This is a genomic window from Geomonas ferrireducens (assembly GCF_004917065.1).
GTDB lineage: Bacteria > Desulfobacterota > Desulfuromonadia > Geobacterales > Geobacteraceae > Geomonas > Geomonas ferrireducens.
The window spans coordinates 64,437-89,559 of record NZ_SSYA01000002.1; the positions used below are offsets into that span (position 1 = coordinate 64,437).

The 25,123-nt window shown below is 63.6% G+C and carries 24 protein-coding genes; 3 read left to right on the forward strand and 21 right to left on the reverse strand.

The annotated features are described in order from the left end of the window. Positions 1-8 precede the first annotated feature (8 nt). Positions 9-1,310, reverse strand: coding sequence for an aminotransferase class III-fold pyridoxal phosphate-dependent enzyme (locus tag E8L22_RS09155; RefSeq protein ID WP_136524905.1), 1,302 nt, complete (start codon positions 1,308-1,310; stop codon positions 9-11). Between the two features lie 198 nt (positions 1,311-1,508). Between E8L22_RS09155 and E8L22_RS09160 the strand changes: the two genes are divergently transcribed. Next, entirely contained in the window at positions 1,509-1,781 is a 273-nt protein-coding gene (locus tag E8L22_RS09160) for a PilZ domain-containing protein (protein WP_129126860.1), read from the forward strand. Positions 1,782-1,837: 56 nt separating this feature from the next. Here the strand turns inward: E8L22_RS09160 and hypE are convergent, their stop codons facing one another. The 15 genes from hypE to E8L22_RS09235 all read right to left on the reverse strand — a co-directional run bounded on the left by hypE (position 1,838) and on the right by E8L22_RS09235 (position 18,632). Next, entirely contained in the window at positions 1,838-2,848 is a 1,011-nt protein-coding gene (gene hypE / locus E8L22_RS09165) for a hydrogenase expression/formation protein HypE (protein WP_136524906.1), read from the reverse strand. 69 nt (positions 2,849-2,917) lie between these two features. Further along, a complete protein-coding gene (gene hypD, locus E8L22_RS09170; protein WP_136524907.1) occupies positions 2,918-4,009 on the reverse strand; it encodes a hydrogenase formation protein HypD in 1,092 nt (363 codons plus the stop codon). Then, positions 4,006-4,236, reverse strand: a complete 231-nt coding sequence (locus E8L22_RS09175) for a HypC/HybG/HupF family hydrogenase formation chaperone (protein ID WP_136524908.1) — start codon at positions 4,234-4,236, stop codon at positions 4,006-4,008. The genes hypD and E8L22_RS09175 overlap by 4 nt, the downstream gene beginning before the upstream one ends. 72 nt (positions 4,237-4,308) lie before the next feature. Then, complete coding sequence (gene hypF / locus E8L22_RS09180; protein ID WP_136526070.1) at positions 4,309-6,585, reverse strand: carbamoyltransferase HypF; 2,277 nt, start codon at positions 6,583-6,585, stop codon at positions 4,309-4,311. A gap of 21 nt (positions 6,586-6,606) precedes the next feature. Next, on the reverse strand, positions 6,607-7,455 hold the full coding sequence (gene hypB / locus E8L22_RS09185) for a hydrogenase nickel incorporation protein HypB (protein ID WP_136524909.1): 849 nt from the start codon (positions 7,453-7,455) through the stop codon (positions 6,607-6,609). 18 nt (positions 7,456-7,473) lie between these two features. Further along, positions 7,474-7,647, reverse strand: a complete 174-nt coding sequence (locus E8L22_RS09190; protein ID WP_129126854.1) for a twin-arginine translocase TatA/TatE family subunit — start codon at positions 7,645-7,647, stop codon at positions 7,474-7,476. 38 nt (positions 7,648-7,685) lie between these two features. Next, positions 7,686-8,171 carry a HyaD/HybD family hydrogenase maturation endopeptidase gene (locus E8L22_RS09195; protein ID WP_136524910.1) on the reverse strand — a complete coding sequence of 162 codons (486 nt, stop codon included), beginning with the start codon at positions 8,169-8,171 and terminating at the stop codon, positions 7,686-7,688. A gap of 270 nt (positions 8,172-8,441) precedes the next feature. Next, the gene (locus E8L22_RS09200; protein ID WP_136524911.1) at positions 8,442-10,121 is read right to left on the reverse strand and encodes a nickel-dependent hydrogenase large subunit; all 1,680 of its coding nucleotides are present in this window, start codon (positions 10,119-10,121) and stop codon (positions 8,442-8,444) included. A gap of 41 nt (positions 10,122-10,162) precedes the next feature. Then, positions 10,163-11,497, reverse strand: coding sequence for a Ni/Fe-hydrogenase cytochrome b subunit (gene hybB / locus E8L22_RS09205; RefSeq protein ID WP_136514529.1), 1,335 nt, complete (start codon positions 11,495-11,497; stop codon positions 10,163-10,165). Then, positions 11,497-12,423, reverse strand: coding sequence for a hydrogenase 2 operon protein HybA (hybA, locus tag E8L22_RS09210; protein ID WP_136524912.1), 927 nt, complete (start codon positions 12,421-12,423; stop codon positions 11,497-11,499). Before hybA ends, hybB begins: the two co-directional genes overlap by 1 nt. Then, positions 12,407-13,513 carry a hydrogenase small subunit gene (locus tag E8L22_RS09215; RefSeq protein WP_135870766.1) on the reverse strand — a complete coding sequence of 369 codons (1,107 nt, stop codon included), beginning with the start codon at positions 13,511-13,513 and terminating at the stop codon, positions 12,407-12,409. Before E8L22_RS09215 ends, hybA begins: the two co-directional genes overlap by 17 nt. Positions 13,514-13,728: 215 nt before the next feature. Next, complete coding sequence (hypA, locus tag E8L22_RS09220) at positions 13,729-14,061, reverse strand: hydrogenase maturation nickel metallochaperone HypA (protein WP_136524913.1); 333 nt, start codon at positions 14,059-14,061, stop codon at positions 13,729-13,731. Between the two features lie 66 nt (positions 14,062-14,127). Then, positions 14,128-15,048, reverse strand: a complete 921-nt coding sequence (locus E8L22_RS09225; RefSeq protein WP_136524914.1) for a sensor histidine kinase — start codon at positions 15,046-15,048, stop codon at positions 14,128-14,130. 358 nt (positions 15,049-15,406) lie between these two features. After that, positions 15,407-16,780, reverse strand: coding sequence for a sigma-54-dependent transcriptional regulator (locus E8L22_RS09230; RefSeq protein WP_136524915.1), 1,374 nt, complete (start codon positions 16,778-16,780; stop codon positions 15,407-15,409). A 22-nt stretch (positions 16,781-16,802) separates the two neighbouring features. After that, positions 16,803-18,632 carry an MEDS domain-containing protein gene (locus E8L22_RS09235; RefSeq protein ID WP_136524916.1) on the reverse strand — a complete coding sequence of 610 codons (1,830 nt, stop codon included), beginning with the start codon at positions 18,630-18,632 and terminating at the stop codon, positions 16,803-16,805. 216 nt (positions 18,633-18,848) lie between these two features. On the opposite strand from E8L22_RS09235, the gene E8L22_RS09240 reads away from it, so the two are divergent. Next, a complete protein-coding gene (locus tag E8L22_RS09240) occupies positions 18,849-19,130 on the forward strand; it encodes a hypothetical protein (protein ID WP_136524917.1) in 282 nt (93 codons plus the stop codon). Positions 19,131-19,158: 28 nt separating this feature from the next. Here E8L22_RS09240 and E8L22_RS09245 read toward each other — a convergent pair whose 3' ends face one another. After that, positions 19,159-19,881, reverse strand: coding sequence for a spermidine synthase (locus E8L22_RS09245; RefSeq protein ID WP_136524918.1), 723 nt, complete (start codon positions 19,879-19,881; stop codon positions 19,159-19,161). Positions 19,882-19,885: 4 nt separating this feature from the next. Then, positions 19,886-20,821: a ribosome small subunit-dependent GTPase A gene (gene rsgA / locus E8L22_RS09250; RefSeq protein ID WP_136524919.1), complete on the reverse strand. Its 936-nt coding sequence runs from the start codon at positions 20,819-20,821 to the stop codon at positions 19,886-19,888. Positions 20,822-21,099: 278 nt separating this feature from the next. Here rsgA and E8L22_RS09255 point away from each other — a divergent pair, with 278 nt between their 5' ends. Further along, complete coding sequence (locus tag E8L22_RS09255) at positions 21,100-21,537, forward strand: GSU0071 family protein (RefSeq protein ID WP_136524920.1); 438 nt, start codon at positions 21,100-21,102, stop codon at positions 21,535-21,537. Here E8L22_RS09255 and E8L22_RS09260 read toward each other — a convergent pair. From E8L22_RS09260 to E8L22_RS09270, 3 genes are read right to left on the reverse strand one after another with little or no spacing between them, the layout of a single operon-like run. After that, a complete protein-coding gene (locus E8L22_RS09260) occupies positions 21,534-22,148 on the reverse strand; it encodes an HAD family hydrolase (protein ID WP_136524921.1) in 615 nt (204 codons plus the stop codon). The two genes, E8L22_RS09255 and E8L22_RS09260, sit on opposite strands and share 4 nt — an antisense overlap. Before the next feature lie 14 nt (positions 22,149-22,162). Then, entirely contained in the window at positions 22,163-24,364 is a 2,202-nt protein-coding gene (locus E8L22_RS09265; RefSeq protein WP_136524922.1) for an alpha/beta fold hydrolase, read from the reverse strand. Beyond that, on the reverse strand, positions 24,361-25,122 hold the full coding sequence (locus E8L22_RS09270; RefSeq protein WP_136524923.1) for a glycerophosphodiester phosphodiesterase: 762 nt from the start codon (positions 25,120-25,122) through the stop codon (positions 24,361-24,363). Before E8L22_RS09270 ends, E8L22_RS09265 begins: the two co-directional genes overlap by 4 nt. Position 25,123 lies beyond the last annotated feature (1 nt).

Genomic DNA, 25,123 nt, shown 5'->3' on the forward strand with positions numbered 1-25,123 from the left:
CGCCCCCCCTACATTCTCACCTTGCCGGAGAGTTCGTGCAGCGCGTCCGCGAAAATCGCCATCCCCTCGTCAAGCTCAGCATCGGTCACGTTTAACGGCGGAATCAGGCGCACCACGTTTCGCCTCAGTCCGCATCCGACCAGGATGAGCCCCTTCCCCAGACAGTTGTCGATCAGTTCCTGACAGAGCCTGCCGTCAGCCGCCCCCGCCTCGTCGACGAATTCGACGCCGATCATGCACCCCATACCCCTGACCTCGCCGATACGCGGGTTCTGCATGGCAAGTTCCTGCAGGGAAGTAAGCACGCGCGAACCGGCAGCCCGTGCCGCTTCCAGCAGCCCTTCTTCCTTGATCACCCTGAGGGTTGCGCGGGAGGCGGCACAGGAGACGGGGTTCCCTCCGACGGTGGAGCCGTAGACGGGCGGACCCCATAGCCGCATGAGCCCCGCAGGCGCGAGCACCGCTCCCAGGGGGAAGCCGGAGGCGACCGCACCGGCAACGGTCACGATATCGGGACGCACCCCGGCATGCTCGCAGCAGAACCATCTCCCGGTCCTCCCCACCCCGGACTGCACCTCGTCGAAAATCAGAAGGATGCCGTATCGGTCGCAGATCCTGCGCAGCCCTTCCAGGTAGCTCTTGGGCGCCGGGTAGTACCCACCCTCGCCCAGAAAGGGCTCGACCAACACGGCGCAGACGTCCTCCGGGGGTACTTGATACTGGAACAGCCTTTCTATTTCCTCGAGACAGCGGTCACCACACGCCTCGGGGTTCATCCCGCACGGGCATATGAAGCAAGCCGGGTAACTGACGTGGTGCACGAAGGGGAGCAGCGGTTGGTAGCGGCTGCGGCATGCCGATGAACTGCTGGTGAGGGAAAGAGCACCCAGGGTGCGCCCATGAAAACCGCCGGTGCAGGCAATGACGGACTGGCGGCCGCTGGTGTAGCGCGCAAGCTTGACGGCGTCCTCCACCGCCTCGCTCCCCGAGTTGCCGAAGGAAAGCATGTCCAGCCCATCGGGCGCGATGGAGAGCAGTTCCTCGGCGGCAGCCACCGTCACCTCGCTGTAGTAGATGCCGCCGGCATGGACATGACTCTTCAGTTGCTGCTGCACCGCCTCCATCACCTTCGGGTGGTTGTGCCCAAGGTTTAGGACGGCGAGCCCGGAGGTGAAGTCGAGGAAGCGTCGTCCATCCCTGGAGGTGACCACGGTCCCCCTTCCCCGCCCGATCATGATCGGGTAGCAGGGATGCGCCGGCGGCGCGATGACAGCCTGTGCCCTTTGAATCAGTCTTTCGTCCTCGTCCATGGCGCACCCCAAAGCGTTAGGTTTTACACATGAACAAAGGATGGTATCACCGACTTGAATGCCTGCAAGGATGTGGATCGAGAGGAGCTTTGGAGAAGTTTTTCCACGGTTCTTGCAAACAAAATGGATTAGATTACACTAATGCCTGTTTTGCAAAACGCCGGTCAAAAAACCAGGGCAGGACACAAAGGAGGGGCGATGTACAAGGAAAAGAGGAACTTCGCCAGACTGGCCTTACACGCGAAAGCGAACATCCACCAAGGGGAACGGACCATCGAGGGGGAAGTCGAAAATCTGAGCATGAAGGGGGTTTTCGTGACGGCAGCGCGGCGGCTGGAGATCAACGACACCGTCGCCGTGACCATCTACCACACCCTCACGCCGCAGGTGCTCTGCGACCTGAGGGCCAAGGTGGTACGGGTCACCGACCACGGCATGGGGCTGCAGTTTGAGAAGACCCTCCTCGACTGAGAAGGGTCCCGCAGTACCCACCTGAAAACGGTGAACGGCCCGGGGCGACCGGGCCCTCAGCAGATGCGCGGAAGCTGCTCTCCCGCGAGCATCTCCACTCCCCTCATTCCACCAACGAGGGTTTCCATCTGCACCTTGCCTGCCGAGGTTTCGGTGACCTCGCCGATGACGGCAGCATCCCTTCCAAGCGGATGACGGCGCATGATTTCCAGCGCCTCATCCGCCCTCTCCGGCGCAACCATCGCAAGAAGTTTACCTTCGTTAGCAACGTACAGCGGATCGAGCCCCAGGATGGAGCAGACCCCTTTCACGCCCGGGTTTATGGGGAGGCTCTCCTCGTTCAGGGTGACGGTGACACCGGACTGCAGGGCGATTTCCTTGAGCGTCGTGGCGACACCGCCGCGGGTGGGGTCGCGCAGCACGTGCAGCGCGGGGCCGAGCGTCAGCAGGCCGGTGACCAGGCCGTTCAGCGGAGCGGAATCGCTCTTTATGCCGCTGTCAATCTCGAGGCCCTCGCGGGCGGAGAGGACCGCGATGCCGTGATCGCCGATGCAGCCGTTGACGATGATCTTGTCGCCGACACGCGCCGAGGCGCCGTCGATCTGCAGGTTATGCTCGAGTGCGCCGATCCCCGAGGTGTTGATGAAGATGCGGTCCCCCTTCCCTTTCGGGACCACCTTGGTGTCGCCGGTGACGATGGCGACGCCGGCTGCATCGGCGGCCTGCCGCATCGAGGCGAGGATGCGGGAGAGTTCCTCCTTGGAGAAGCCTTCCTCGAGGATGAAGCCGACCGAGAGGCACAGCGGGCGGGCGCCCATCATGGCAAGGTCGTTCACCGTGCCGTTGATGGCGAGGTCACCGATGTTCCCGCCAGGGAAGAAAATGGGGTCGACCACGTAGGAATCGGTGCTGAAGGCGAGCTTGACGCCGCCGATGTTGAGCAGAGCCGCGTCGTTTTGCCCCTTGACCGGGACACTGGAGAGCTGCGGTATGATCAGGTCGTCCAGGAGCTGGTGTGAAAGCCTCCCGCCGCTGCCGTGGCCAAGGAGGATGAGATCGTTGTTCAAAGGGTTCTCCTTTTCTGTCGGACCGGTCTGACTAGTCTGACTGATCTGACGTCGGACGGTTTGTTTTGCCTAGCGCCCGTACTTGTAGGCGGCGGCGCAGGTTCCTTCGGAGGAGACCATGCAGGCGCCGACCGGGGACTCGGGGGTGCATTTGCCGCCGAAGAGCGGACAGTCGAAGGGCGCCACCTTCCCCTTCAGGATCTCGCCGCACAGGCACCCCTTGTGCTCCTTGAGTTCCTCTACCTGCACCGGTATGGCCAGCTCGGCGTCGAACTCGGCGTATTTATCCGCGATCCTAAGCCCGCTCCCGGGGAGCACGCCAATGCCGCGCCACGGTGCGTCGAATGGGGTGAAGACGTCGGCAAGCATCGCCTGAGCCTTGGCGTTTCCTTCCCAGCGCACCACGCGCGAATACTGGATCTCCACCTTGCTCTCGCCGGCGATCGCCTGGCGCACCAGCATCTCCACTCCCTGCAGCACGTCGGTCGGCTCAAAGCCGGTCACCACGCAGGGGACCTTGTACTCTTCGCAGAGGAATCGGTAGGCATCGGCGCCGATGATCGCGCTCACGTGGGCCGGGCAGATGTAGCCGTCCACCTGGAGCTCCGGGTCCGCGGAAAGGATCGCCATCGGCTGCGGCATGGTCTTGTGCGAGGCGAGCACGAAATAGTTGGAAAGCCCCTGCGCCTTCGCCGCCAGGATACTACCGGCGATGGTCGGCGCGGTGGTCTCGAAGCCTACCCCTAAGAACACGACGCGCTTATCGGGGTTCTTGGCGGCAAGCTGCACGGCGTCGAGCGGCGAGTAGACCACCCTGATATCAGCCCCCTTGGCGCGCTCCTCCATGAGCGAGGAACTGGAACCGGGGACCCGCAGCATGTCGCCGAAGGAGGCGATGATCACGTCCGGGAGGCGGCAAAGTGCGACGGCGCAGTCGAGGTAGCTGTTGGGGGTGACGCAGACCGGGCATCCCGGCCCGGAGATCAGCCTCACCTCGGGGGGAAGCAGGCTTCTCAGGCCGAACTGGTAAATGGCGTTGGTGTGCGTACCGCAGACTTCCATGAAGACTAACGGCTCGGTCCGCCCCCGGGTCAGTTCGGCGATGCGCTTGGCGAGCCCCTGGACCAGTTCCTTGTCGCGAAAGACGTCCGAGTAGTTCATCCCATCAACTCCGGCGAATAGACTTCGCGCATCAATTCGAGCGTCGCCTTGGCCTCTTCCTCGTCGAGCTTGGAGATGGCGAAACCGGCGTGGACGATGACGAAGTCGCCGACCTTGACCTCCTGGTCCAGCATCATGAGGCTCGCCTCGCGCTTTACGCCGTCCACTTCGGTCATGGCGAAATCACCATCAACGCTGACCACCTGCATCGGTACACCTACACACATCTTCAGACTCCTTTGAGATAAATCACCATCTCTGTTTCACATGTCCCCTCCCCCCTCCGGGGGGAGGAGAAATTAAAGTCCCTTGGTGAAGGCCCGCCCGGCGATCACCGCCTGTCCCAGGGCGAGGCCGCCGTCGTTCGGGGGCACGAGCCGGTGGCAGTAGACCTGGAAACCTTCCGTCGCAAGTTCTCCAGCCACGTCCTCGGTCAAAAGCCGGTTCTGGAACACGCCCCCCGACAGGACCACGCGCTCCTCACCATGCTCGGAGCGGATGCGCCGGCACACCTCTACGATCCCGGCGGCCACGGTCCGGTGGAAGGCGCGCGCGATGTCGGCGCGGCTTTTCCCGGCGGCGAGATCTGCGCAGATCGCGGCGACGGCTGGGCCGAACTCGAGGACGTGACTCCCTTCCCCAGCCACCAGGTACGGATACGCTTCCAAGGCGGCGCCCGTTTCGGCAAGCGCCTCCAATTCGATGGCGGCCTGCCCCTCGTAGCTGATCCGGTGCCGGACGGAGAGAAGAGCGGAAACGGCATCGAAGAGCCTTCCGCAGCTCGAAGTGAGCGGTGCGTTGATCCCCTTCTCCAGCATCTTCAGGAAAAGAGGACGATCCCCTTCCTGCACCTCTTCGCAGACGGCGAGCGGCTGACGGAACAGCTCTGCACCGTGCAGGCGATACAACGCGGCTAGCGCCATGCGGAACGGCTCGCGCACCGCGGCGTCGCCCCCCGGCATGCGCATGAGCCCGAAGTGCCCGCGCCTCGCAAATCCCGCGTACCCACCGACCAGGAACTCGCCGCCCCAGATAGTGCCGTCGCTGCCGTAGCCGGTGCCGTCGAGGATCACCCCGATCGCCTCGCCATCGAGGCCGTTCTCAGCCATGCAAGAGGCCATGTGGGCGTGATGGTGTTGCACCGCGACGCAGGGGAGACCGAGCCCCTGGCCGTAAACCGTGGAGAGGTAATCCGGGTGCAGGTCGTGCGCCACCACCTCCGGCGTGATCTCCAAAAGCCGCCCGAGATGGGCCGCGCTCTCCTCCAGCGAGGTGAGGGTCGCCGCGTTCTTCAGGTCGCCGATGTGCTGGCTCATGAAGCCCTGGCCGCCCCGGGTAAGGCACAGGGTCGCCTTCAGCTCAGCCCCCACAGCGAGCACGCGCGCCTGCTCGCCCGGAAGCGCCACGGCACGCGGCACGTAACCGCGCGAGCGCCTGAGAAAGAGCGGTTCCCCACGGTAGAGACGGATGACGGAATCGTCGGTCCGGGTATGGATCTCACGGTCATGGGTGAGGAAGAAGTCCGCGATGTCCGAGAGCATGCGAAGCGCCTCGTCGTCACGGTAGGCGATCGGCTCGTCAGAGAGGTTCCCGCTGGTCATCACCAGGGGACCATCGACGCCGCGTGCCAAAAGGTGCTGCAGCGGGTTTCCCGGAAGCATGAAACCGAACCAGCCGTTCCCCGGCGCCACCAGGGGACTGACCGGGCTCTCGGGCCGCCTGCGCATGAGGACGATGGGGCTCTCCACTCCCGAAAGAAGCCGCCCCTCGAGCTCCGAGCAGTGGACGTGGCGGCGCACCGCGTCGAGGTCGGCGGCGAGCATGGCGAAGGGCTTTTCGTCCCGCTTCTTGCGCCGCCGCAACAGCGCGACCGCCTCCTCGTTCGAGGCGTCGGCCGCGAGATGATACCCCCCCACTCCCTTCACCGCAACGATGCGCCCGGCCTTCAAGGCGGCGAGCGCCTGCTGCAGCGGGTCCCCGGCTACGGGCGCACCATCGGCATCGAAGAGCGAGAGTCTCGGCCCGCACACCGGGCAGGCGTTGGGCTGGGCGTGGAAGCGGCGGTTCAGGGGATCGTGGTACTCGGCCAGGCAGTCGTCGCACATGGGGAAGCCGGCCATGGTGGTGGCGGGACGATCGTAGGGGATGCCGGTGATGATGGAATAGCGCGGGCCGCAGTTGGTGCAGTTGATGAACGGGTAGAGGTGGCGCCGGTTGGCCGGATCGAAGAGTTCCTTCAGGCAGTCTGCACAGACGTCGCAGTCCGGGGAGACCTCGCCGCCGTGCCCTTTTTTCGCGCTGTCGAGGATGACGAACCCTTCTTCGCCCACCACGTCGAGATGGGTCAGGCGGAGCGCGGCGATCACCGCCAGGGGCGGCGCTTCCTCGCGCAGGGCGCGGCTGAAGGCGGCAAGCGCTTCCGCCTCCCCCTCCGCCTCGATCTGCACCCCCTGGCCGGTGTTGCGCACCCAGCCGGAGAGCCCCAGACGCAGGGCGAGCCGGTACACGAAAGGGCGGAACCCAACCCCTTGCACGATGCCGTCGATCTCGAGACTTGCGCGCTGCCGTGTGGTCATCCGGTTACCGTCGATCACGCCCTAGCTGCGGGCCTTTTCCATCCCTTCCTGGAGCCAGGCGTACCACTGGTCCATCCCCTCGCCGGTCCTGCTGGAGACCTCGAAGATCCTGATGCCCGGGGAGACGCGGCGCGCCATCTCCTTGCACTTCTCGACGTCGAAATCGAGATGGGGAAGGAGGTCGACCTTGTTGAGGAGCATGATGTCGGCGGCATGGAACATTTGCGGGTACTTGAGCGGCTTGTCCTCCCCCTCGGTGACGCTCAGCACCACCACCTTGTGGTGTTCGCCGAGATCGAAGGAGGCGGGGCAGACCAGGTTCCCCACGTTCTCGATGAGAAGGAGGTCCAGGTTGTCCAGGTCGAAGTGTTCCACCGCATGCAGCACCATGTGGGCGTCCAGATGGCACCCGGCGCCGGTGTTCACCTGCTTCACGGGGACGCCGGTGGCGGCGATGCGCACCGCGTCATTGTCGGTCTGCTGGTCGCCTTCGACCACGGCGCAGCGGCAGGACCCGGCGAGATCCTTGAGGCTCCGCTCGAGGATGGTCGTCTTCCCGGATCCCGGCGACGAAACGAGGTTCAGCACGAAGAGCCCCTTCGCGCGGAAAAGCTCGCGGTTGCCCGCTGCCATACGGTTGTTCTTGGCCAGGATATCCGTCTCGATCACCACCTTCTTGGCCGGCTTCTCGGCGGCTTCCTCGTGGTGATGGTGCTTGTGCCCATGATGATGATCGTGGCCGTGATCATGATCGTGGCTATGGCCGTGATCGTGATCATGGTGATGATCGTGGTCGTGGTCGTGGTGATGATCGTGATCGTGGTCGTGATCGTGCTTATGGGTCGGGCCGCAGCCGCAGTCTACGCACATGTCGCTTGAACCTCCGGGCTAGACTTCCTTCTTCTCTTCGATCTTCACGGCGTCGTCGCCGTTCAGCGCCTTCTTGAACCCCCTGATGCTGCTCCCGAGGGCCTGGCCGAACTGCGGCAGCTTGCTGGGACCTGCGACCACCAGCAGGATGACCGCCACTATGCACAACTCAGGTAAACCGAATCCGAACATGTCTTCTCCTTTTATCCGCTGACCACTCCGTGGCGCAATCAGGCTTCCTTACGTTTCAGCTCGATACCAACCTTGTCGAGTTCCTCGACCACCATTGCCGCCACCTTCTCGAGCCCTGCCTGCAGCGGCGGGGTGAGCTGGTCGCCGGGATCGAGCGACTGCGCCACGATGCCGAAGAAGGTGAGGTCGGGCTTCGGTGCGTCGCGCATCTCCGAGATCAGGAGCATCTCCTGGAGCCCGATCTGGTGCGGCGACATCTTCACCGGGATGTTCTTCAACATGATATCTTCGCGCTCGTAGCGGAAGATGTCGCCCGGCTCTCCCTTCGCCTGCACCACGTCAACCAGGATGACGCGATCGGCCTCCTCGAACTTGAAGTGGACCATGATGCCGAGGGTCCCGCCGTCGTACAGCTCGACGTTCTCGGGGATGTGGTAGTGCTTTTCCAGATGACGTACGAAATGGACGCCGAACCCCTCGTCGGAAAGGATCAGGTTGCCGGCGCCATAGATGAGGACCTGCATGTAACCTCCAAAAAGAAAGGGGCCGGGGGAAAATCAGGGCTAGGAAGCAGGACCGGGGGCTAGCAAAACAAGGCTATAAATTAAACGACTACCGGCGGCGGCACAAGCTTTTTTCACCCGCGTTCGCCCCCAAAGCCCGAATTGTTGCGACCCCCAAACCTCACATACCAAAACCGCTGTTATCCAGTACCGGCCCCTGATTCGGGGAGAGGGACCGGGAGCGAGCCGCCGTAATCCAGCCGAAGCCCCCAGCCCCTTGAACTTCTCTTTCTACAGCACCTTCACCTTGGTGATCTCGGCGCCTTCCGGGTCCACGGTGTGGACGGCGCACGCGATGCACGGGTCGAAGGAGTGAATGGTACGCAGCACCTCGAGGGGCTTGCTCGGGTCGGCGATCGGGTTCCCCATGAGGGATGCCTCGTAGGGGCCCATTTCGCCCTTGTCGTTTCTCGGCGCCGCGTTCCAGGTGGAGGGAACGACGGCCTGGTAGTTCTCGATCTTCTTGTCCTTGATCACGATCCAGTGGGACAGGGTGCCGCGCGGCGCCTCGTGGAAGCCGACGCCCCTGTACTCCCCTTTCGGGATCACGGTGTGGTTCGCGTAGGTCTGGTCGCCGGAACCGATGTTGGCGATCAGCTTGTCCAGGTTCTCAAGGGCCAGATCCGCCATGACGTGGGCGCGAGCGCCGCGGCAGTAGAGACGGCCCATGGTGGAGTGGATGTCCTTCATGGAGATGCCGAGGGTGGAGACCGCGCCGTCGACGAGCTTTTTCACCTTCGGGTTGCCAGCAGCGTATGCCGCCATGATCTGGGCCGGCGGACCAACCTGGACCGGCTTGCCATCGAGGGTCGGCGCCTTGCACCAGGAGTACTTGCCGTTTTCCTTGAAATCGGTGTAGTCCGGCTTGGTCTCGCCGTCCCACGGGTGCAGCGTGCCGTTACCTTCGTACCAGGCGTGGGTGACGTTTTCCTTGATGTTCTTGATCAGGTAGTCGTCGCGGTGATCCTTCACCATCCTCATCCCCGCGATGTTGCCCGCCATGACGATACCGCCCGGCAGCTGGAACTTGGTGTTCTTGGTGTCTTCCGGGAACTCCGGCACCGCCATGTAGTTGGTGACGCCCGCGCCGTATTTGAACCAGTCCTTGTAGGCGCCCGCGATGGCGAGGAGGTCCGGGTAGTACACCTTCTGCACGAAGTCGCGGGTCTCTTCCATGAGGGTCTTCAGGTAGATGAGACGCTCCACGTTGAGGGTCGCGATGTTTTCGGTGTTGATGGCGGTGGCAACGCCCCCCACGACCAGGTTCTGGATGTGCGGGTTCTTGCCGCCGAGGATCGCAGTCGCCTGGGAAGCCTTCCTCTGGTAATCGAGGGCCTTCAGGTAGTGGGCGACCGCCATCAGGTTGACCTCCGGGGAGAGCTTCATCGCCGGGTGACCCCAGTAGCCGGTAGCGAAGATGCCGAGCTTGCCGCCGGCGACGAACGCCTTCAGCTTGTCCTGTACCGCCTTGAACTCCTTCTCGGAGTTCCCCGGCCAGTCGGAGATGCTCTGCGCGATCGCCGCGGTCTTCTTGGGATCTGCCTTCAGCGCCGAGACGATGTCGACCCAGTCGAGCGCCGAGAGGTGGTAGAAGTGGACGATATGGTCCTGCACCGAGTGCTGGGCGATCATGATGTTACGGATGTACTGGGCGTTCAGCGGCACCTCGACGTCGAGGGCGTGCTCGACGGCACGGATCGAGGAGATGGCGTGCACCGTGGTGCAGACGCCGCAGAAACGCTGCACGTAGCTCCAGGCGTCCTCCGGGGCGCGCCCCTTGAGGATTACCTCGATGCCGCGCCACATCTGGGCGGAGGACCAGGCGTTGGTTACCTTGCCGCCGTTTGCTTCGACATCGATCCTCAGATGTCCTTCGATTCGGGTGATGGGATCAAGCGTGATTCTAGACATTTATTCCTCCAAAAGGCTAATTGCTTAATTAAATCGTTGGATTAGTGTGCCGCGGCCTCGGACTGCGGGAGCGGCTTGGACTGCTCGCCCTTGTGCTTCTTCGCGTGCCCCTTTTTCTTGTGCGCGCCGTGCAGATCCATGTTCGGCAGGACCGGGAACAGGGCGACGAACACCTTGTAGCCCAGGATCTCCAGGGCGACGATGCCGACCGTTATCATGATCTCGGCGAAGGAGGGGAAGTACTTCCACCCCTGGCCCGGGTTGAAGCCGATGAGATACACGTTGAAGCGGTAGAGGGCACCCCCGAGGACGATCATCGAAGCGGAGATGAAGAGCCAGCGTGCCGACCTTCTGCATTTTTTCACGAAGAGGATGAGCGAGCCGCCGGCTACCAGCACGAACTCGGTCATAAACCACCCGGAGTAGAAGTCACCCTTCAGCGCCGCGGCGATCTGGTTTCTGTGCGCGAGATCGCCGATGACGACGCTCAGCCAGATCACGGTCACGAACGGGATCAGGCTGGCGAGGCCCGAGAGTTCCTCGATCTCGAAGGGACGCTTGAAGGAGTAGCTCGAGATGATCGACTCGAGGATGGCGATGGAGTAGCCGATGAAGATGCAGTTCAAGAGGAACAGAAGCGGCAAAAAGCCCGTGTGCCAGAGCGGATGCAGCTTGGTCGAGGCGATGAGGAGGAGGCTCCCCAGCGAGGACTGGTGCATGGTCGGCAGCGTGATGCCCAAAACGATGAAGAAGATGAGGACCTTGTTCAGGCGCGGCTTGAGCCAGAGCGCACCGAGGCGCACCATCTCCAGTTTGTCCTCCATGGTCTTCTTGTCCGGCGCGAAACGCGGGTGGAGCCAGTTGCGGATCGCGTTCATACGGTCCCACTTGCTCTGCTCGATCGAGGTGAGGATCGCCGGGAGGAACTCGAGGATGAGCACCGTCGAGTAGGCCATGACGCAGAGGGCGACCTCGAACATGGCGGAGTTCGCCTGCCACTTGCTCGGGATGAAGAAGTTGTACGCGTTCCAGGGGCGGCCCAAGTCGACCATGACCGAGAAGCCGGCCAGACCGTAGCCGAACATGGAGGTGAGGATCGCGGAGCGGATCATCGGGTGGTACTGCATCCTGTTACGGATGTAGACGAGGATCGCGACCGCGTAGCCGCCGCAGGCGATTGCCGTGCCGGTGGCGACGTCGTAGGTGATCCAGATGCCCCAGGGGTAGCCGTCGCTCATGTTGGAGACGGCGCCGATCCCTTTGACGTAGCGCACGCCCACGAAGTAGAAACCTAAGAGCACCACGGAAAGGAGGATGAAGAAGGATTTGGTAAAGATCTTACCTTCCAGCTTTTGATATTCTTCGCTGTGACCCATTACTTGTCCCCCTTCTTGTGATCGTCGTCGTGGCTTTCGTGCTTCTTCATGTTCTTAACCGCGATGAAGCAAAGGGTGCTGTAAAGCGCCACCGGGGCGATGAACCCCTTGTAGATGGTGTGCTGGATCTTCTCGGAGAACTCGGCCGGCGCTTCCGGCTTGATCTCGGGGAGACCTAGCTTGTTGAACGGCATGGAAGCGAGGTAGAGGTGGTTGGTCCCCCCCCCTTCGTGCTCGCCGTAGACGTGCTGCACGTACTTGTCCGGCGCGTCCTTCAGGCGCTGATGCGCCTCGTCGAGGAGATCCTTTCTCTTGCCGAACTTGATGGCGCCCGCGGGGCAGACCTCGGCGCAGGCGGAGATCCCCTTCTCGCGCAGGTTGGTCGACTTGCAAAGGTCGCACTTGACGATCTGCGGCACCGCTTTCTCCCACTGGAACTTCGGGATGTTGTACGGGCAGGCGATCTGGCAGTAACGGCAGCCGATGCAGGTGTTCTTGTTGTAATCGACGATGCCGGTGATCTTCTCCTTGGTCATGGCCGAAACCGGGCAGACCGAAACGCAGGAAGGCTTCTGGCAGTGCATGCAGGAGTACTTCACGTAGCTCCAGCGCTGCTCGCTCTCCTTGAAGAGCTTGATGAGGGTACGGGTGGAGCCGGAGAGGTCGCTCGGCGCATCCCACAGGCCGTCCTCGTCGAACTTCGCCTTCTCGTAGGAGAGTGAGCCGTAGTCGTGGTTCACCCTCTTGCAGGCGGACATGCACGCCTTGCAGCCGACGCACTTGGTGGCGTCGTAGAGCATGCCGAGCTCCTCGTTGTTCACCTGGAGCCCCTCGTTGGCAAGAGCGCTACCCGCGCCGCAGGCCAGAAGACCCGCGCCGGTGGCTCCGGCCAACTTGAGGAAATCGCGTCTACTCGTCTTTTTCATGGCCACCCTCCTGCGCATCCCCCGGAAGCTTCTTGGCGAGCATCGCGCCGGCGCCAAGAGCCGCACCGGCGGCAAGGCCGACAAAGCCGGTGGTAAGCGGATCCGGCCCTTTACCTTTCTCTTTCAGATCGACCGGAGCATAGCTGTCGAACGGGGTCGGCTCGTGGATCTGGACCTTCTCGGCGATCGCCGTCTTGAAGAGTAGATCCGGCTCGGTGCAGCCGATGCAGGGGTGACCGATGGACACCGGCCAGACGCCGACGTCGTTGAAGCGCTGCACGGAGCAGTTGGCGTAGGTCGCGGGTCCCTTGCAGCCGAGTTTGTAGAGGCAGTACCCCTGGGCGTGGGTCGGGTCGCCGTAGGCCTTCGCGAAGCGGCCGGCGTCGAAGTGCGGACGCCTTTCGCAGTGCTCGTGGATCCTCCTGCCGTAGGCGAACTTAGGACGCCCCAGGGCGTCGAGCTCGGGGAGCTTCTTGAAGGTGAGGTAGTAAAGGACGGTGGAAAGGAAGTTGTACGGGCTCGGCGGGCAGCCGGGGATGTTGATGATCGGCTTGTCCTTGATGATGTCCCTGACGCCGACCGCGCCGGTCGGATTCGGGGAGGCAGCCTGGATGCCGCCGTAGGAGGCACAGGTACCGATGGAGATGATCGCGGCGGCGCCTTCAGCCGCGTGCTGCAGCGACTCGAGTGCGGTCTTGCCGGAGACCTTGCAGAAGATGCCGTTCTGCTTGGTCGGGATGGCCCCTTCGACGACGAGGATGTACTTGCCGTGGTTGGCCTTCATGGAGTCATGTAGGGCCTGCTCGGCCTGGTGACCGGCGCCGACCATGAGCGTTTCGTGGTAGTCCAGCGAGATCATGTCCAGGATCAGCGACGCGATGGTCGGGTGGGAGGAGCGCAAAAGCGACTCCGAACAGCCGGTGCACTCCTGGAAGTGCAGCCAGATCACCGCAGGGTTGCCGTTTTTCTCAACAGCCTCGGCCACCTGCGTATGCATGGCGAAGGGGAGCCCCATCATCGCCGTTGCGGTGACACAGGCCTTCATGAAGTCCCTGCGGGTTACCCCATCGCAAAACATCTCTTCTTTCATAACAACCCTCCTCGAGATAAATCGAACCGGCACGTATACGGCAACACCCGTGCCAATCCAGTAAACATTTTTCGCGAGGAGAAACTTCCGAAATCATTGAACAAAAAAAAGGGCGCCCGCGATACCCTCTCGCGCGGCGCCTCCTTTTGCTTCATTTTGTTGGGTACTTCTGTCCCGACTTTGTATCATTTTGACCCAACGCATGTCAAAACGGATCACTCGATCTCGAGCTCCTTCACCCTCAACTCCTCGCCGGAAACGACGGTTAGACCGAAGGCGCCGCAGTCGGGGCACGGGGCGAAAAGGCTTAACATGGGGAACTCGCCGTGGCAGTCCGGACAGCTCCCGCGACCGGCAACCCTCTCGATGCTGAGCTTCGCCCCTTCAAGGAGCGTACCCTTCGTGCACGCCTCGAAGCAGAACTCGACGCTCTCCGGCACCACCCCCGAGAGTTCCCCGATCTCGAGGACCACCTCGACCACCTTGCGCCCGGTCGCGTGAACCTCGCATATTTCCACCATACTCTGGGTTATGCTCATCTCGTGCATCGCCCGCCTCCCGTTTAAAAGTGCAAGGACTATAGCAGATCGTGTCGGCGCACAAAAGGGGTCTTTTCAGGTGGTGCAGGCCTGGAGGGTGAAGTAGAAGATGGCCCCCTTGTCCACCTCCCCTTCGGCCCAGATCTTGCCGCCGTGCCGGTTTATGATGCGCTGCACCGTGGTGAGCCCTATGCCGTTGCCCGGGAACTCGCTCGAGCTGTGCAGCCGCTGGAAGGCGTGGAACATCCGCTCCGCATTGGCCATGTCGAAGCCGATGCCGTTGTCCTTGAGGAAACAGGTGCCGTCCTCGCCCCCCTCCCATGCGCCGAACTCGATGCGGGTGACTTCCCGCATCTGGGTGAACTTCCAGGCGTTTCTCAAAAGGTTCTTCATGGCGATCTCAAGGAGGTTGTGGTCGCCGAAGGTGCGGATCATCGGCTGGATCACGAACTCGACACGACGCTCGGGATTGCCCAGCTGCAGATCGGTGGCGGTCTCTCTCATGATCTCGGAGAGGTCCACCACCTCCTGCTTCAGGTTCTGGTAGGAGAGCTGGGAGAGCTGCAAAAGCGCCTCGATCAGGTCGTTCATGTGCTGCGACGACTTGAAGATCCGTTCGAGGTAATCCATCCCGTCCAAGTCGAGCCTGCCGGCGTACTGTTCCTGCAGGGCACGGGTGAAGCCGCAGATCCTCCTTAAGGGGGCGCACAGGTCGTGGGCCACCGAGTAGTTGAACGCCTCCAGGTCGCGGTTGATCGACTCGAGCCTCTCGGTCTGCTCGGTCAAAAGACGCTCCACCTGCTGGGTCAGGAGGCTGATCTCCTCGTTGTTCGGACGGTCGAGGAGCATGTTGCGGATCGTTTCCAGCGAGGTGTGCACCGCGGACTTCAAGTCGACGGCGTACGACGCGTTGAGCATGCTCGATGCTATTTCCTTGTCTATCGTCAAAAACCGTCCCTCCCCGTTATGCCTTTTATCCTTGAACATGTCGGTCATGGGGCACCCCCTTTATGACCCGGACCCGGGCGGCTACCAGGCCCCCAAGCCCCCAAGCTTACCCGACCGGTTGCACCGAAGCCTTCGCTTCCCCCCGCCGGATGTTTCCCGTTTCCCAAGCGGTTCCCGCCGCAGCGCGAGCGGTCCGCTTCTTTCATACAGCAGCAACCATGCCCAACCTCTACGCATGCGGATTTCCCTGTAGTTCCGATGCGATGCGAAGAGGCGGGTCAAAAGAGATGTGATTGTCCCCCGCAACAAAGGTTTACTTCAATAGTGCTGGTGCCCCGGAACCTTTGCCGGAAGCGCTTTGCGGGGGACAACTTTCGTGGCAGGTGCAACGTCCATTGCAGGCGGATCACGCGGAGGTCGGCTTTCTTCTCAGCCGATTGTTCAGGGCCTGCCTGGAGATGCCGAGCAGGGTGGCAGCCTCACCCTGGTTGCCGTTGGACATGCGCAGCGCCTCGCTGATCAGCTGGCTCTGCGCCTGCTTGATGCTCGGAAAACCGTTGAAGGTCACCGTCACCACCTCCTGCTCCTCATCCGTGCGCAGTTCCGCCGGCGGGAGGTCGATCCTGGAGCGGAACCCGTTGAGGGAGAGGGCCCCCTTCTCGTGGAGCGCCACCGCGTCGTAGACCATGGCCTGCAGCTCCCGCACGTTGCCGGGGAAATGGTACTGCTGCAAAAGGCGCGACAGCTCCACCGGATACCATGGCTTCGCCTTCCCCATCTCCCGCGCCGCGAGGGTGACGAAATGCTCCAGCAGCATGGAGATGTCCCCTTTCCTTTCACGCAGGGGAGGGATGTGGATCCGGTGGCAGCTAAGCCGGTAGAAGAGGTCCTCGCGCAGCCTTCCCTGCTCGAGAAGGAGCTTCGGTTCGCGGTTCGTGGCGACCACGATGCCTGCGTCGGACTTGGCGGCGCTGTCACTTCCCAGCGGAAGGTACTCGTGTTCCTGGATCAGCCTCAAAAGCTTCACTTGCGAGCTCTCGCTCAGATCACCGATTTCATCCAGAAAGAGGGTTCCCCCCGAGGCCCTGCGGATGAGCCCCTCGCGGTGCTCCTGAGCGCCGGTGAAGGCCCCCTTGCGGTGCCCGAAAAGCGTGTCGGAAAAGACGGCGTCGTCCACCCCGGCCACGTTGACGGTGACCATGAGCCCCTTCTTCCCGGAGCAGCGGTGTACCGCCTCCGCGAAGAGCTCCTTCCCCACCCCGGTCTCGCCGGTGATGAGGACCGGCTGGCCGCTGTGCGAGATGGCCTGAACCCGCTTCAGGAGCTTCAGCATCTGGCGGTCCTCGGTGACGATGTCCGGGAAAGGCATGCGCCGGTTGCGCAGCCGCGTCTCGTCCGCAGTGATGCCCAGGGCGCGGTCGATGGCACAGAGGAATGTCGCGTTGTCGAGCGGCTTCAACAGGTAGTCGCAGGCCCCCGCCCGCATGCAGGCGACTGCTTGACCGATCTCGGCCACTCCGGTGATGATCAGCACGGGGAGGTGCGGAAACTCCTCGACGAGATTTCGCAACAGCTCGGCGCCGTTCACCGTGGGAAGCGCCAGGTCCAGCACCACCGCGGCCGCATCCGCGCGCCGCAGGAAGGGGACCAGCGCGTTTCCGTCCTCGAAGACGACCACAGACCCCACACCGTGCCCTTGGAGCAGGGTGCGATACACCTGCAGCATCTCCCGGTCGTCATCCACCACCACTACCGGTAGCGTTGCGTCGTTGCTTTTCATGACGATCCTCTCGCGAGCGTCGCTAGACCTGGAAGTAGAGGGTGCCCCCTTTTCCGGCCTGCTCCGCGCTCCAGATCCTGCCCCGGTGGAGGTTTATGATGCGCTGTACCGTGGCCAGACCGATGCCGCAACAGATGCGCTCTCCCTGTCCTTTCCCGTCCGGCTCTCCCGGCGCCTCGGCGTCCCTCGGGCCGTTGTCGCTCACGTAAATGCTCCGCTCGCCGCGCACCTGCGCCGTGCCGAACCTGATCACCGGATGCTTGACCCCCAGGGTCGAGTGCCAGGCGTTCTCGAGGAGCTGCTCCATGGCGAGGCGGAGCATCTCCTTGTCGCCGGTCACGGTCACCCCGTCCTCGATGCGGAAATCGACGGGGCGGCGGGCGGCACCGGATAGCTGCGCCGCGATCTCGGCGGCCATAGCGCTCAGGTCGACCTCGACGGGGCGGATGCCGGTCGCGGTCAAGGCGGTCATGCGCTGCAGCGCAGCGATCGGGCCGGCAAGCTCGGCTGCGGCTTCCTCGATGTCCAGCAGGAGCTCCCGGCACCCCGGCGCCAGTTGGGGAGCGTGAAACTGCTTGAGACGGCCGCAGTCACCGCTGATCCTCGTGAGCCTGCCGGCGAGATCGTGGCTGACCGCCTGCCCGAAGGCCTCCAGCTCCGCGGTCCGCACTTCCAGCTCCTCCCTTACGGTACGCAGGGCCGGCTCCGCCACCTTCGGAGTCACGTCGATGCCGAGGATCCAGTTGGCCCAGCCGTTCACCGGGACGTAACGGGAGATGTTGGACCAGGAGACAAGCCGCAGCGAGCCGTCCTTGCAGTGCAGGCGCCACTCCCTCCCCCGGTAGTCTCCCCCCTCGCGGGGGTGATGGGCGACTACCTCCTCACGCTGCTCGGCCTCGACGTGAAGCAGCTCCAGCATCGCCTTTCCCATCACCTCTTCGCCGCGAAACCCGGTGACCCGCTCGAACTCGTGGTTGCACGCGGCAAGGCGGTCGCCGCTGTCGAAGGCGAGCATGATGGCCGGGAGATGCTGCAGGATGGTGTACTGGCGCCTGCGGTTGGCAAGGAGCGCCTCGTCCTTCTCCTGCATCTCCTTCTCGGTCGCCCTCAGGGTGTCCTCTTCCTGCCAGTTCTCGTAGATCTTCTTGGCAAGGGCGGAGTAGGACTGTTCCAGCTCGCTCTTCAGCCTTTCCCCGTCGTCGATGACCGCGGTCAGCCGGTGCGAGGCGGCGAGAAAGGTGTCGAGCTCGCTGAGAACCGTGCTGCGCATCCGATCCGGGAGGTGGAGCGGATTTTCGCAGACCCTGCCGCTGTAGATGAGGGACGGGTGTATCCGGGCCAAGTCGAGCAGCCGCTCGTCGCCGAAGCTCCTGCGGTCGTACAGGCAGAGCAGCGCCGTCTCGTTGGCCGCGGCGAAGGCGGTGAGGTTGCGCTCGAAGTGGTGCAGCATCTGCTGCGACTTGGTGTCCCTGAGCGCCCAGGTCATATCGCACACGATGCGGGTTCCACTGAAGCCGTCGGAGGCCGCGCCGGAGCAGATATCCCTCAGAAGTTCCATGATGCGGTCCTGCTTCAAGGCAGCACCACGGAGCCAGGTCTGCCTGAGCGGCAGCAGGATCAGGGCCCCGGAGTCTTCCTTGTTGCCATCCACCGCGTTTTGCAGGACCTCCTCGAGCCGCTTCTCGGCGGCGTGCATGTAGACGCAGCGCTCACCGAGCGACAACCCGCCCTGGATGAAAGGGAGCACCGCGCCCAGCAGTTCCTCATCGTCGCGGTACATGAGACAGAGGTGGTCATGCACGTTGACGACGCCGATATCGGTGATTTCAACAGGGGATTTTTCTTCTTCCATCCCGGTCATCTCCTCGTGCGTGGCATACATTAAAAAACACCAACACAATATACTGGAATCGTCCGGCATTGCAATAACGCAAGCGGCGTTTTTCGCACCGCTTGCGGGCGAAAGGCCTATGACAAGCGCGGTTTTTTGACCGAGATCAAGGATGCGGTACGGCAGGCGTGGTAGCGTGCCCCTCGCGTTTCAATATAAGGCGACACGGGAGGAAGGATGTGCGATTGCGGATCGGGTAATTCCAGAGGGGGTGGGCCCTACGCCACCGGCAGGGAGTTGGTGGAGTTCGTGCTGGCGGCGCACGGCGGACGGGTGGCATGCTCGCCGCTGCCGAGCGCGCTCCAGGTGGAGTGCCAGGAGTGCGGCAAAGACTTCGTGCTGCGGACCTTCGTGCAGGGGTGTCCCTCCTGCGGCGGGGTGCACGCGATCTCCCCGCCGAGGGCGAACGACCCGGCGGCGGTGCAGTATGCGGGCGCTGATTTCGGCGCCGCGGCCTAAGGCGAGATAAAGGAAGAGGGTGCCGGCCTTAGCGGCGCGGCGCCCGTTTCCGCCCCCGCTGCGGCACCCCCTCGGGACGGGCCTCAAGGCGCGCCAGGTACACCACGTGCCTTAAGCCGCCGCGCCCGGGACGCTCGCAGCTAACCGCGAAGCCGGCCTGGCGCAGGCGCTTGTCGAAGCCCTGGTCGTAGTTTTCGCCCCAGACGGCGAAGACCCCGCCCGGCTTCAGCGCCCCCTTGGTGAGCTCTATGGCGATCTCGCCGTAGAGGGGGTCCATGATCTTGTCGGTCTTCGCGTGCGGGCCGGTGTACAGATCGAGAACGATGGCGTCGAAGCGGCTTTTACCCATGGCGCTTCTCCTGATCACGTCGGCCACGTTGGCGATCTCCACGGTGACGCGCGGATCGGAGGCGGCCCCGGCTGTGATCGGCGCAAGCGGGCCGCGGCACCACTCCAGCACCACGGGATTGAGCTCCGCCACCAGGACGTCGGCCCGCTGCGGCATCTGGTCGAGGACCGCCCGGAGCGTGATCGCCATGCCGAGCCCTCCCACCAGCACCTTCGGTGCCTGCGCCTCCTTCAGGTGCCCGCAGGTCACCTCCCCCAGTGCCACTTCGGAGCGGTGCAACGAGCTGTTCATCAGCACGAGGCCGTTTACCGTTATAAGAAAATCGCGCTCACCGCGCTGCCTCAGTTCGAGGGTACCGTCCGCGGTCTGCACGCTCTGCAATACTTTCCATGGCTGCGCCATCTGTTTACCTCTTCTCCTTGTTGCTTCTCCAACTGCGCTTAAGCGCCTCTTCCTCCAGGGCCTCCACCTCGGTCAGGAGCACGAGGTAGGTGCGGTAGCGCTCCTCGCTGATCCCCCCGCTCTCCATCTCCTCCCGGACCGCGCACCCCGGTTCCTGCCGGTGCCGGCAGTCGTTGAAACGGCAGTGGTGCGCCTCCAGGGACTCGAAACCTGGGAACCGCACGGCAAGCTCCGGGACGGTGATGTCCACGAGACCGAAATCGCGAAAGCCCGGTGTATCGACCAGCTCTCCCCCCTCGGGAAGTGCGTGCAGCGAAGAGACGGTGGTGGTGTGCTTGCCGGTCCAGTTGTAATCGGACAGCTCCCCGACCTTCAGGTTCAACTCCGGGCAGAGGGAGTTCATAAGCGAGCTTTTCCCGACACCGGTGGTGCCGACGAAGGCGCCGCGGTGCCCGTCGCTTAAAAAGGCGCGCAGCGGGGCGATCCCCTCGCCGGTCGCCGCGCTCAGCGTGAAAAAGGGGAGTATGCCGCCGTAGACGGCGCGCACCGCCTCACCCAGTTCCCGCGCCTCGGGTAGATCGCACTTGTTGATGACGATGAAGGGGGAGAGCCCCGCGGCCCGGGAGGCGACGATGGCACGATCGAGGAATCCCGGCGGGGTGCCGGGTGCGAGGACCACGCCGAGGACGTCCAGGTTGGCGGCGACCAGGTGGATGCCGCCGCGGGCGTCGCGCCTTGAGAGCTCGGTCTTCCGGGGATGCCGCGCCAGCACCTCACCCTCGACCGTCACATGGTCGCCCACCACGTGGCCCGAGTTGCGCTTCACCTTCACCATGCGGCGCTCGCCGCTTTCGAAGAGCACCTCGACCGCCACGCCGAAATGGGAGACTATGAGGCCTTCTTCGCCCCTTTCCCTCCCCTGTTTTCCCTTGCTCCCCATACCCCTCCAGTGCGCCGTTCCGGGCAGTTGTCCCGGCTTTGCCGCCCGGGCCGAGGCCGAGAGTACGGCAGGAGGCGGATGATTGTCAACAAAAGCGTGGAACAGCCGATAAGTGGAGCAACGCACTGTTGACAGCGTGCGGCTTATGAACGATATTTTCCATTATGTGAAAGCGTAGCAAACAGGTACACAAAGCTCGTTTCCCTACAGGATCAAGGGGGTCTTCAATCCCACCAAAAACTGGAAAGGGGGCGCCGGTGCGACCGGAGGTGGCAGCCATGAGCAAAGAGAGCGTGGACGAAGCGATCAGCATGTACATAGAGGAACGGATGGCGAAGGGAAGGGAGCTGGCGATTACCCATTTCCTGGCGAGCCTCTACCTGAAGGAACACAGCGAAGGGATCATCGAGTGCATGCGCCGCGTGCGCGGGCTCACCCGCTATTACATCGACCTGACCAAGGTGATGCTGAACCCTTTCAAGGGACCGGAAGTGGCATGGCTTTTCTCCATGCTCTTCATCGCGGTCTACGCCTGTTTTCTCATCTCGGTTGACGAACAGCGCCCCTTGGGGATTGCCCTGCTCTCCGGGACGCTCGTGAACGGCGCCTATCTGGTGCGGAACATGACGAAGAAGTGGTGCGACCTGCACGTCATGCTTGCGATCTACGACGAGATCGTGCAAATAGCGGATCACGAACTGGAGGGACTTGCCTAACGCAGCGCGAGCGCGAGCTCCGCGAGGCTCCCCACCGCGAGGTCGGTGAGCTCGGGCCAGCGGAAGGTGCGCGCGGGATCGACATGGATGGTGCCGGCCCCGGCAGCGCGGCCGGTGAGAAGATCGAAGGCGTAATCGCCTACCATTACCAGTGCCGCTGGGGATACCCCCCAGCGGCACGCTAGTTTATAGATGCCATCAGGGTCCGGCTTCGCCAGGGCGTCGTCCCTGCCAAGGACGTCCTCCGCCGCTATGTAGGGCAGAAGGCCGATGCGGTTAAGCGTGGCGAGCGCGTTTTCCCTGGTGTTCCTGGTAAGTATCCCCATCCGGGTGCCGCGGCCGTGCAGGAGCTCGACAAGCTCCAGCGCCCCCTCGGCCGGCTCGGTCCGCCCCGCCAGTTCTTCCTCTATCGCCTGCAGGATGGCCCGGGCCCGCGCCGCCTCCCCTTCGGGAAGGGCGTCCAGATGCCCCAGTATGTCGCTCCCCTCCGGGACCCCGAGCACGCTCCTTATGTGGGTGAAATCGTGGATGGCGACGGTGAGGGTGCCGTCGAGATCGAAGATCCAGTGCCTGCTGCGCAGCATGTCGTTGCAATCACGCGTTTTTTCCATGGGTAAGAAAACCTCTACTTTGCCTGGGCGGTGTCCCGCACCGGTGCCGGCCTGGGCGCCTCGGCGCCCCCCTTCATGATCCCTTCGATGAATTCCCACACCGCGGCGTGCACCTCGCCCGCCCCCTCGCCGGCCAGGATGCCGTGGCGCTCAAGTGGGAAGCGCCGATAATCCTTCCGGGTGCTCCCCAGCATCTCGAACAGACGCTGCGAACCGCGCGGGTCGACCACCGGGTCCCCCTCCGCCTGCAGCACCAGGGCGGGAGCACAGATCGTCGCAAGCCTCGGTTCCAGCTCGGCCATGAAGCGCTCCATCGCCCGCAGCGCGGCGATCGGGATGCGGGCGTAGTTCAATTCCGGCCGCTCCGGGACGCTCTCGACGAACTCCTTCTTCGCCCACTGATAGCTGAAGACGTCCATGACGCGGTTCCAGACCGTGACTGCGGGGGCGAAGCGGGAGGAGACGTCTAGGAGCCGCTGCGGCGGGCAGACGGCGAAGGCACCGGCCACCTTGCCGACCCGGCCGGCGCAGTCAAGCGCCACGCCGCCGCCGAAGGAGAACCCCCCCACCACGACGCGCTCACAGATGGTGCTCAAAAGGGCGTAGCCCAAATCCACCGACTCCACCCAATCACCACCGCTGCGCCGGGCGAGGTCCTCCGGAGAGGTGCCGTGCCCCTTCAGGCGCACAAGGTAGACCCAGAGCCCCTTTCCCTGCAGGTAGCGGGCAAGCTCCATCATCTGTGCCGGGACCGAGAGGAGACCGTGCACGAGCACCACGCCCAGGGCGCGCGACCTTCCTTCCAAAAGGGCGGGTGCGCCGACCTCGATCCCCTTGCTCTCCCCCTCACGGAAGAAGGTGGCGTAATCCTCCCGGTATTCCTCCAGCGCCTGCTCCTCGAGCAGTCCCGCCACCCTCCTGCGCACAAGCCACGCGGGATGCCACGCCATGAGGTGCACCTCGCGCTGCAGCGTGGTGAGCGGGAGCACCTCGTTGGCGATGACCCCGACCGGGTTGTCGATCCGCGCCCGCTGCATCTCGAAGGGGGCCGAGAACTTGCTCCTGTCCTTCACGAGCGTCCCGTCGCGGCGCACCGCCACCCCCTTCTCGATGGCGAGCTCGCTGAACTCGCGGTACTTGTGGTAGCGGTCGTCGGTCAAAAGGGGAACCTGCCCGGTCCTGAGGCTTTGGTGCAAATGGCAGGTGGTCTCCTGAAGGCATTGCGTCGCGAGCAGGAAAACCCGGCGGCGGAAATCGTCCTCGTTGATGCTGAGGAAGGGGTAGGCCCGAAGCATGGAGGCGAACAGGTGGTCGTGGTTCACCGTGGTTAGATCGTAAATACTGCTCATGCAGCGCTGCACGAGTCGGTTCGCCTGCCGCTTCATCTCGGGCAGCGAAGGGAGCTGATCGTCGAAGCCGTAGCTCGCCGTGGAGAGTATGTCCGACTCGATCTCCCGGCCGGCCAGGTAGGCGGAGGGATCGATGGCCCTGCCGAAGCGGATGTCGATGTCCACCCCGGAAAGGAGCATGCTCCCCTCGGTGAGGATCTCCTCCTTAAGGCGCGGGGAGGCATCCGAGAGGAAGAGCTCGGAAAGCCTGCTGAGGGCGTTCTCCCTGGCCCTCAGAGGATAGTAGGTGATGTTCACCGGGACGATGTGGCACGGCCCCTTGGCGAGGGGAGCAAGCCCGGTAAGCTGGAACATCCCCTGCAGGCGCGTCACCTCATCCGGGGCCACCTGTTGCAGCCTCAGCATGCGCTGCCGGTAGAACTCAGTGCGCAGGGCGAGGGTTGCAGCCCCCGAGCGCGGGCGCACGCCGCTGGAGGGAAGGAGCACGCGCTTTCTGAAGAGCTCCTTGTCCTTCACCATCCTCCCCTCGGGGAAGACGATCCAGCTCGCCTCTCCGGTCAAGAGGGTCTTCACCATGACCCGGTCGCGGTCGGGATTCTTCGTCGAGACCGCCCCCATCATGTCGAGAAAGCGCCCGAGAGGTCCGGAAAAGAGCGAGGCGTCGGCGAGCGACCAGACCGGCACGCGGGTCAGGCGGTGGATATGGTAGGGGAGGAGCACCGTCTCGATGCGGGTGAAGTGGTTCACCACGAAGATGACCGCCCCCCCGGGGATATTCTCCTTGCCGTGCACGTTCACGCGCAGCTTGGAGAACCCCTGCAGCATGGCGATCATCCGGCCGGTGGCTAGGTAAGCCTTGCGGTTCATGATCGCTCCATCCGGCGCTCAAGTGCGCCCCTTAGCCAACCGGGGCGGTTGGTCATGATGGAGTCGACGCCGAGACCGCAGAGCCTTTGGGCGGCGCGGGCAGCGTCCACGGTCCAGACGTGGAGCTCGAGCTCCCGGTCGCGCAACTGCCGAACGAAGGGGGCATCCAGAATGGCGCGGTCCCTGCTCGCGAGGCCGTCGGCGCCGATCTCTTCGAGGGTCGCAAGCACCTCGCGCTGCGAAGGGTGCCATGCTCCACGCCAGCGGTAGTCGCACAGCCAGCAGGTACGGTAGGCAGGGAGACGCTCTCTAAGGGATACGACGAGGTTGCGGTCGAAGGTCAAAAAGCGGATCGCTTCCGGGGAGACTTGGGCGCGTTCGAGGTCGAGCGCCAACTCCTCGATGATCTCGGCGCCGCACTTTATCTCGATGAAGAGCCTTTTACCTGGGGGAAGGAGCGCGAGCACGCCGGCGAGGGTCGGGATGCGCTCGCCGCGCCAGGCCTCCCCCTTCCATGCCCCAAGGTCGAGACGCTCCAGCTCGGCAAGCGAGGCGCCGGCCACGGTCAAATCGCTCCCGGCGGTACGGGCGAGCCCGGCGTCGTGCAGGCAGACGACCCTGCCGTCGCGGGTGAGGCGGAAATCGGCCTCAATGCCGTCGGCACCCTGTTCGAAGGCCAAGCGGAACGAGGCGAGGGTGTTCTCGGGTGCGTCGCGGGAGGCGCCGCGGTGGCCGATGATGAGCGGGGTGGTGGGCATG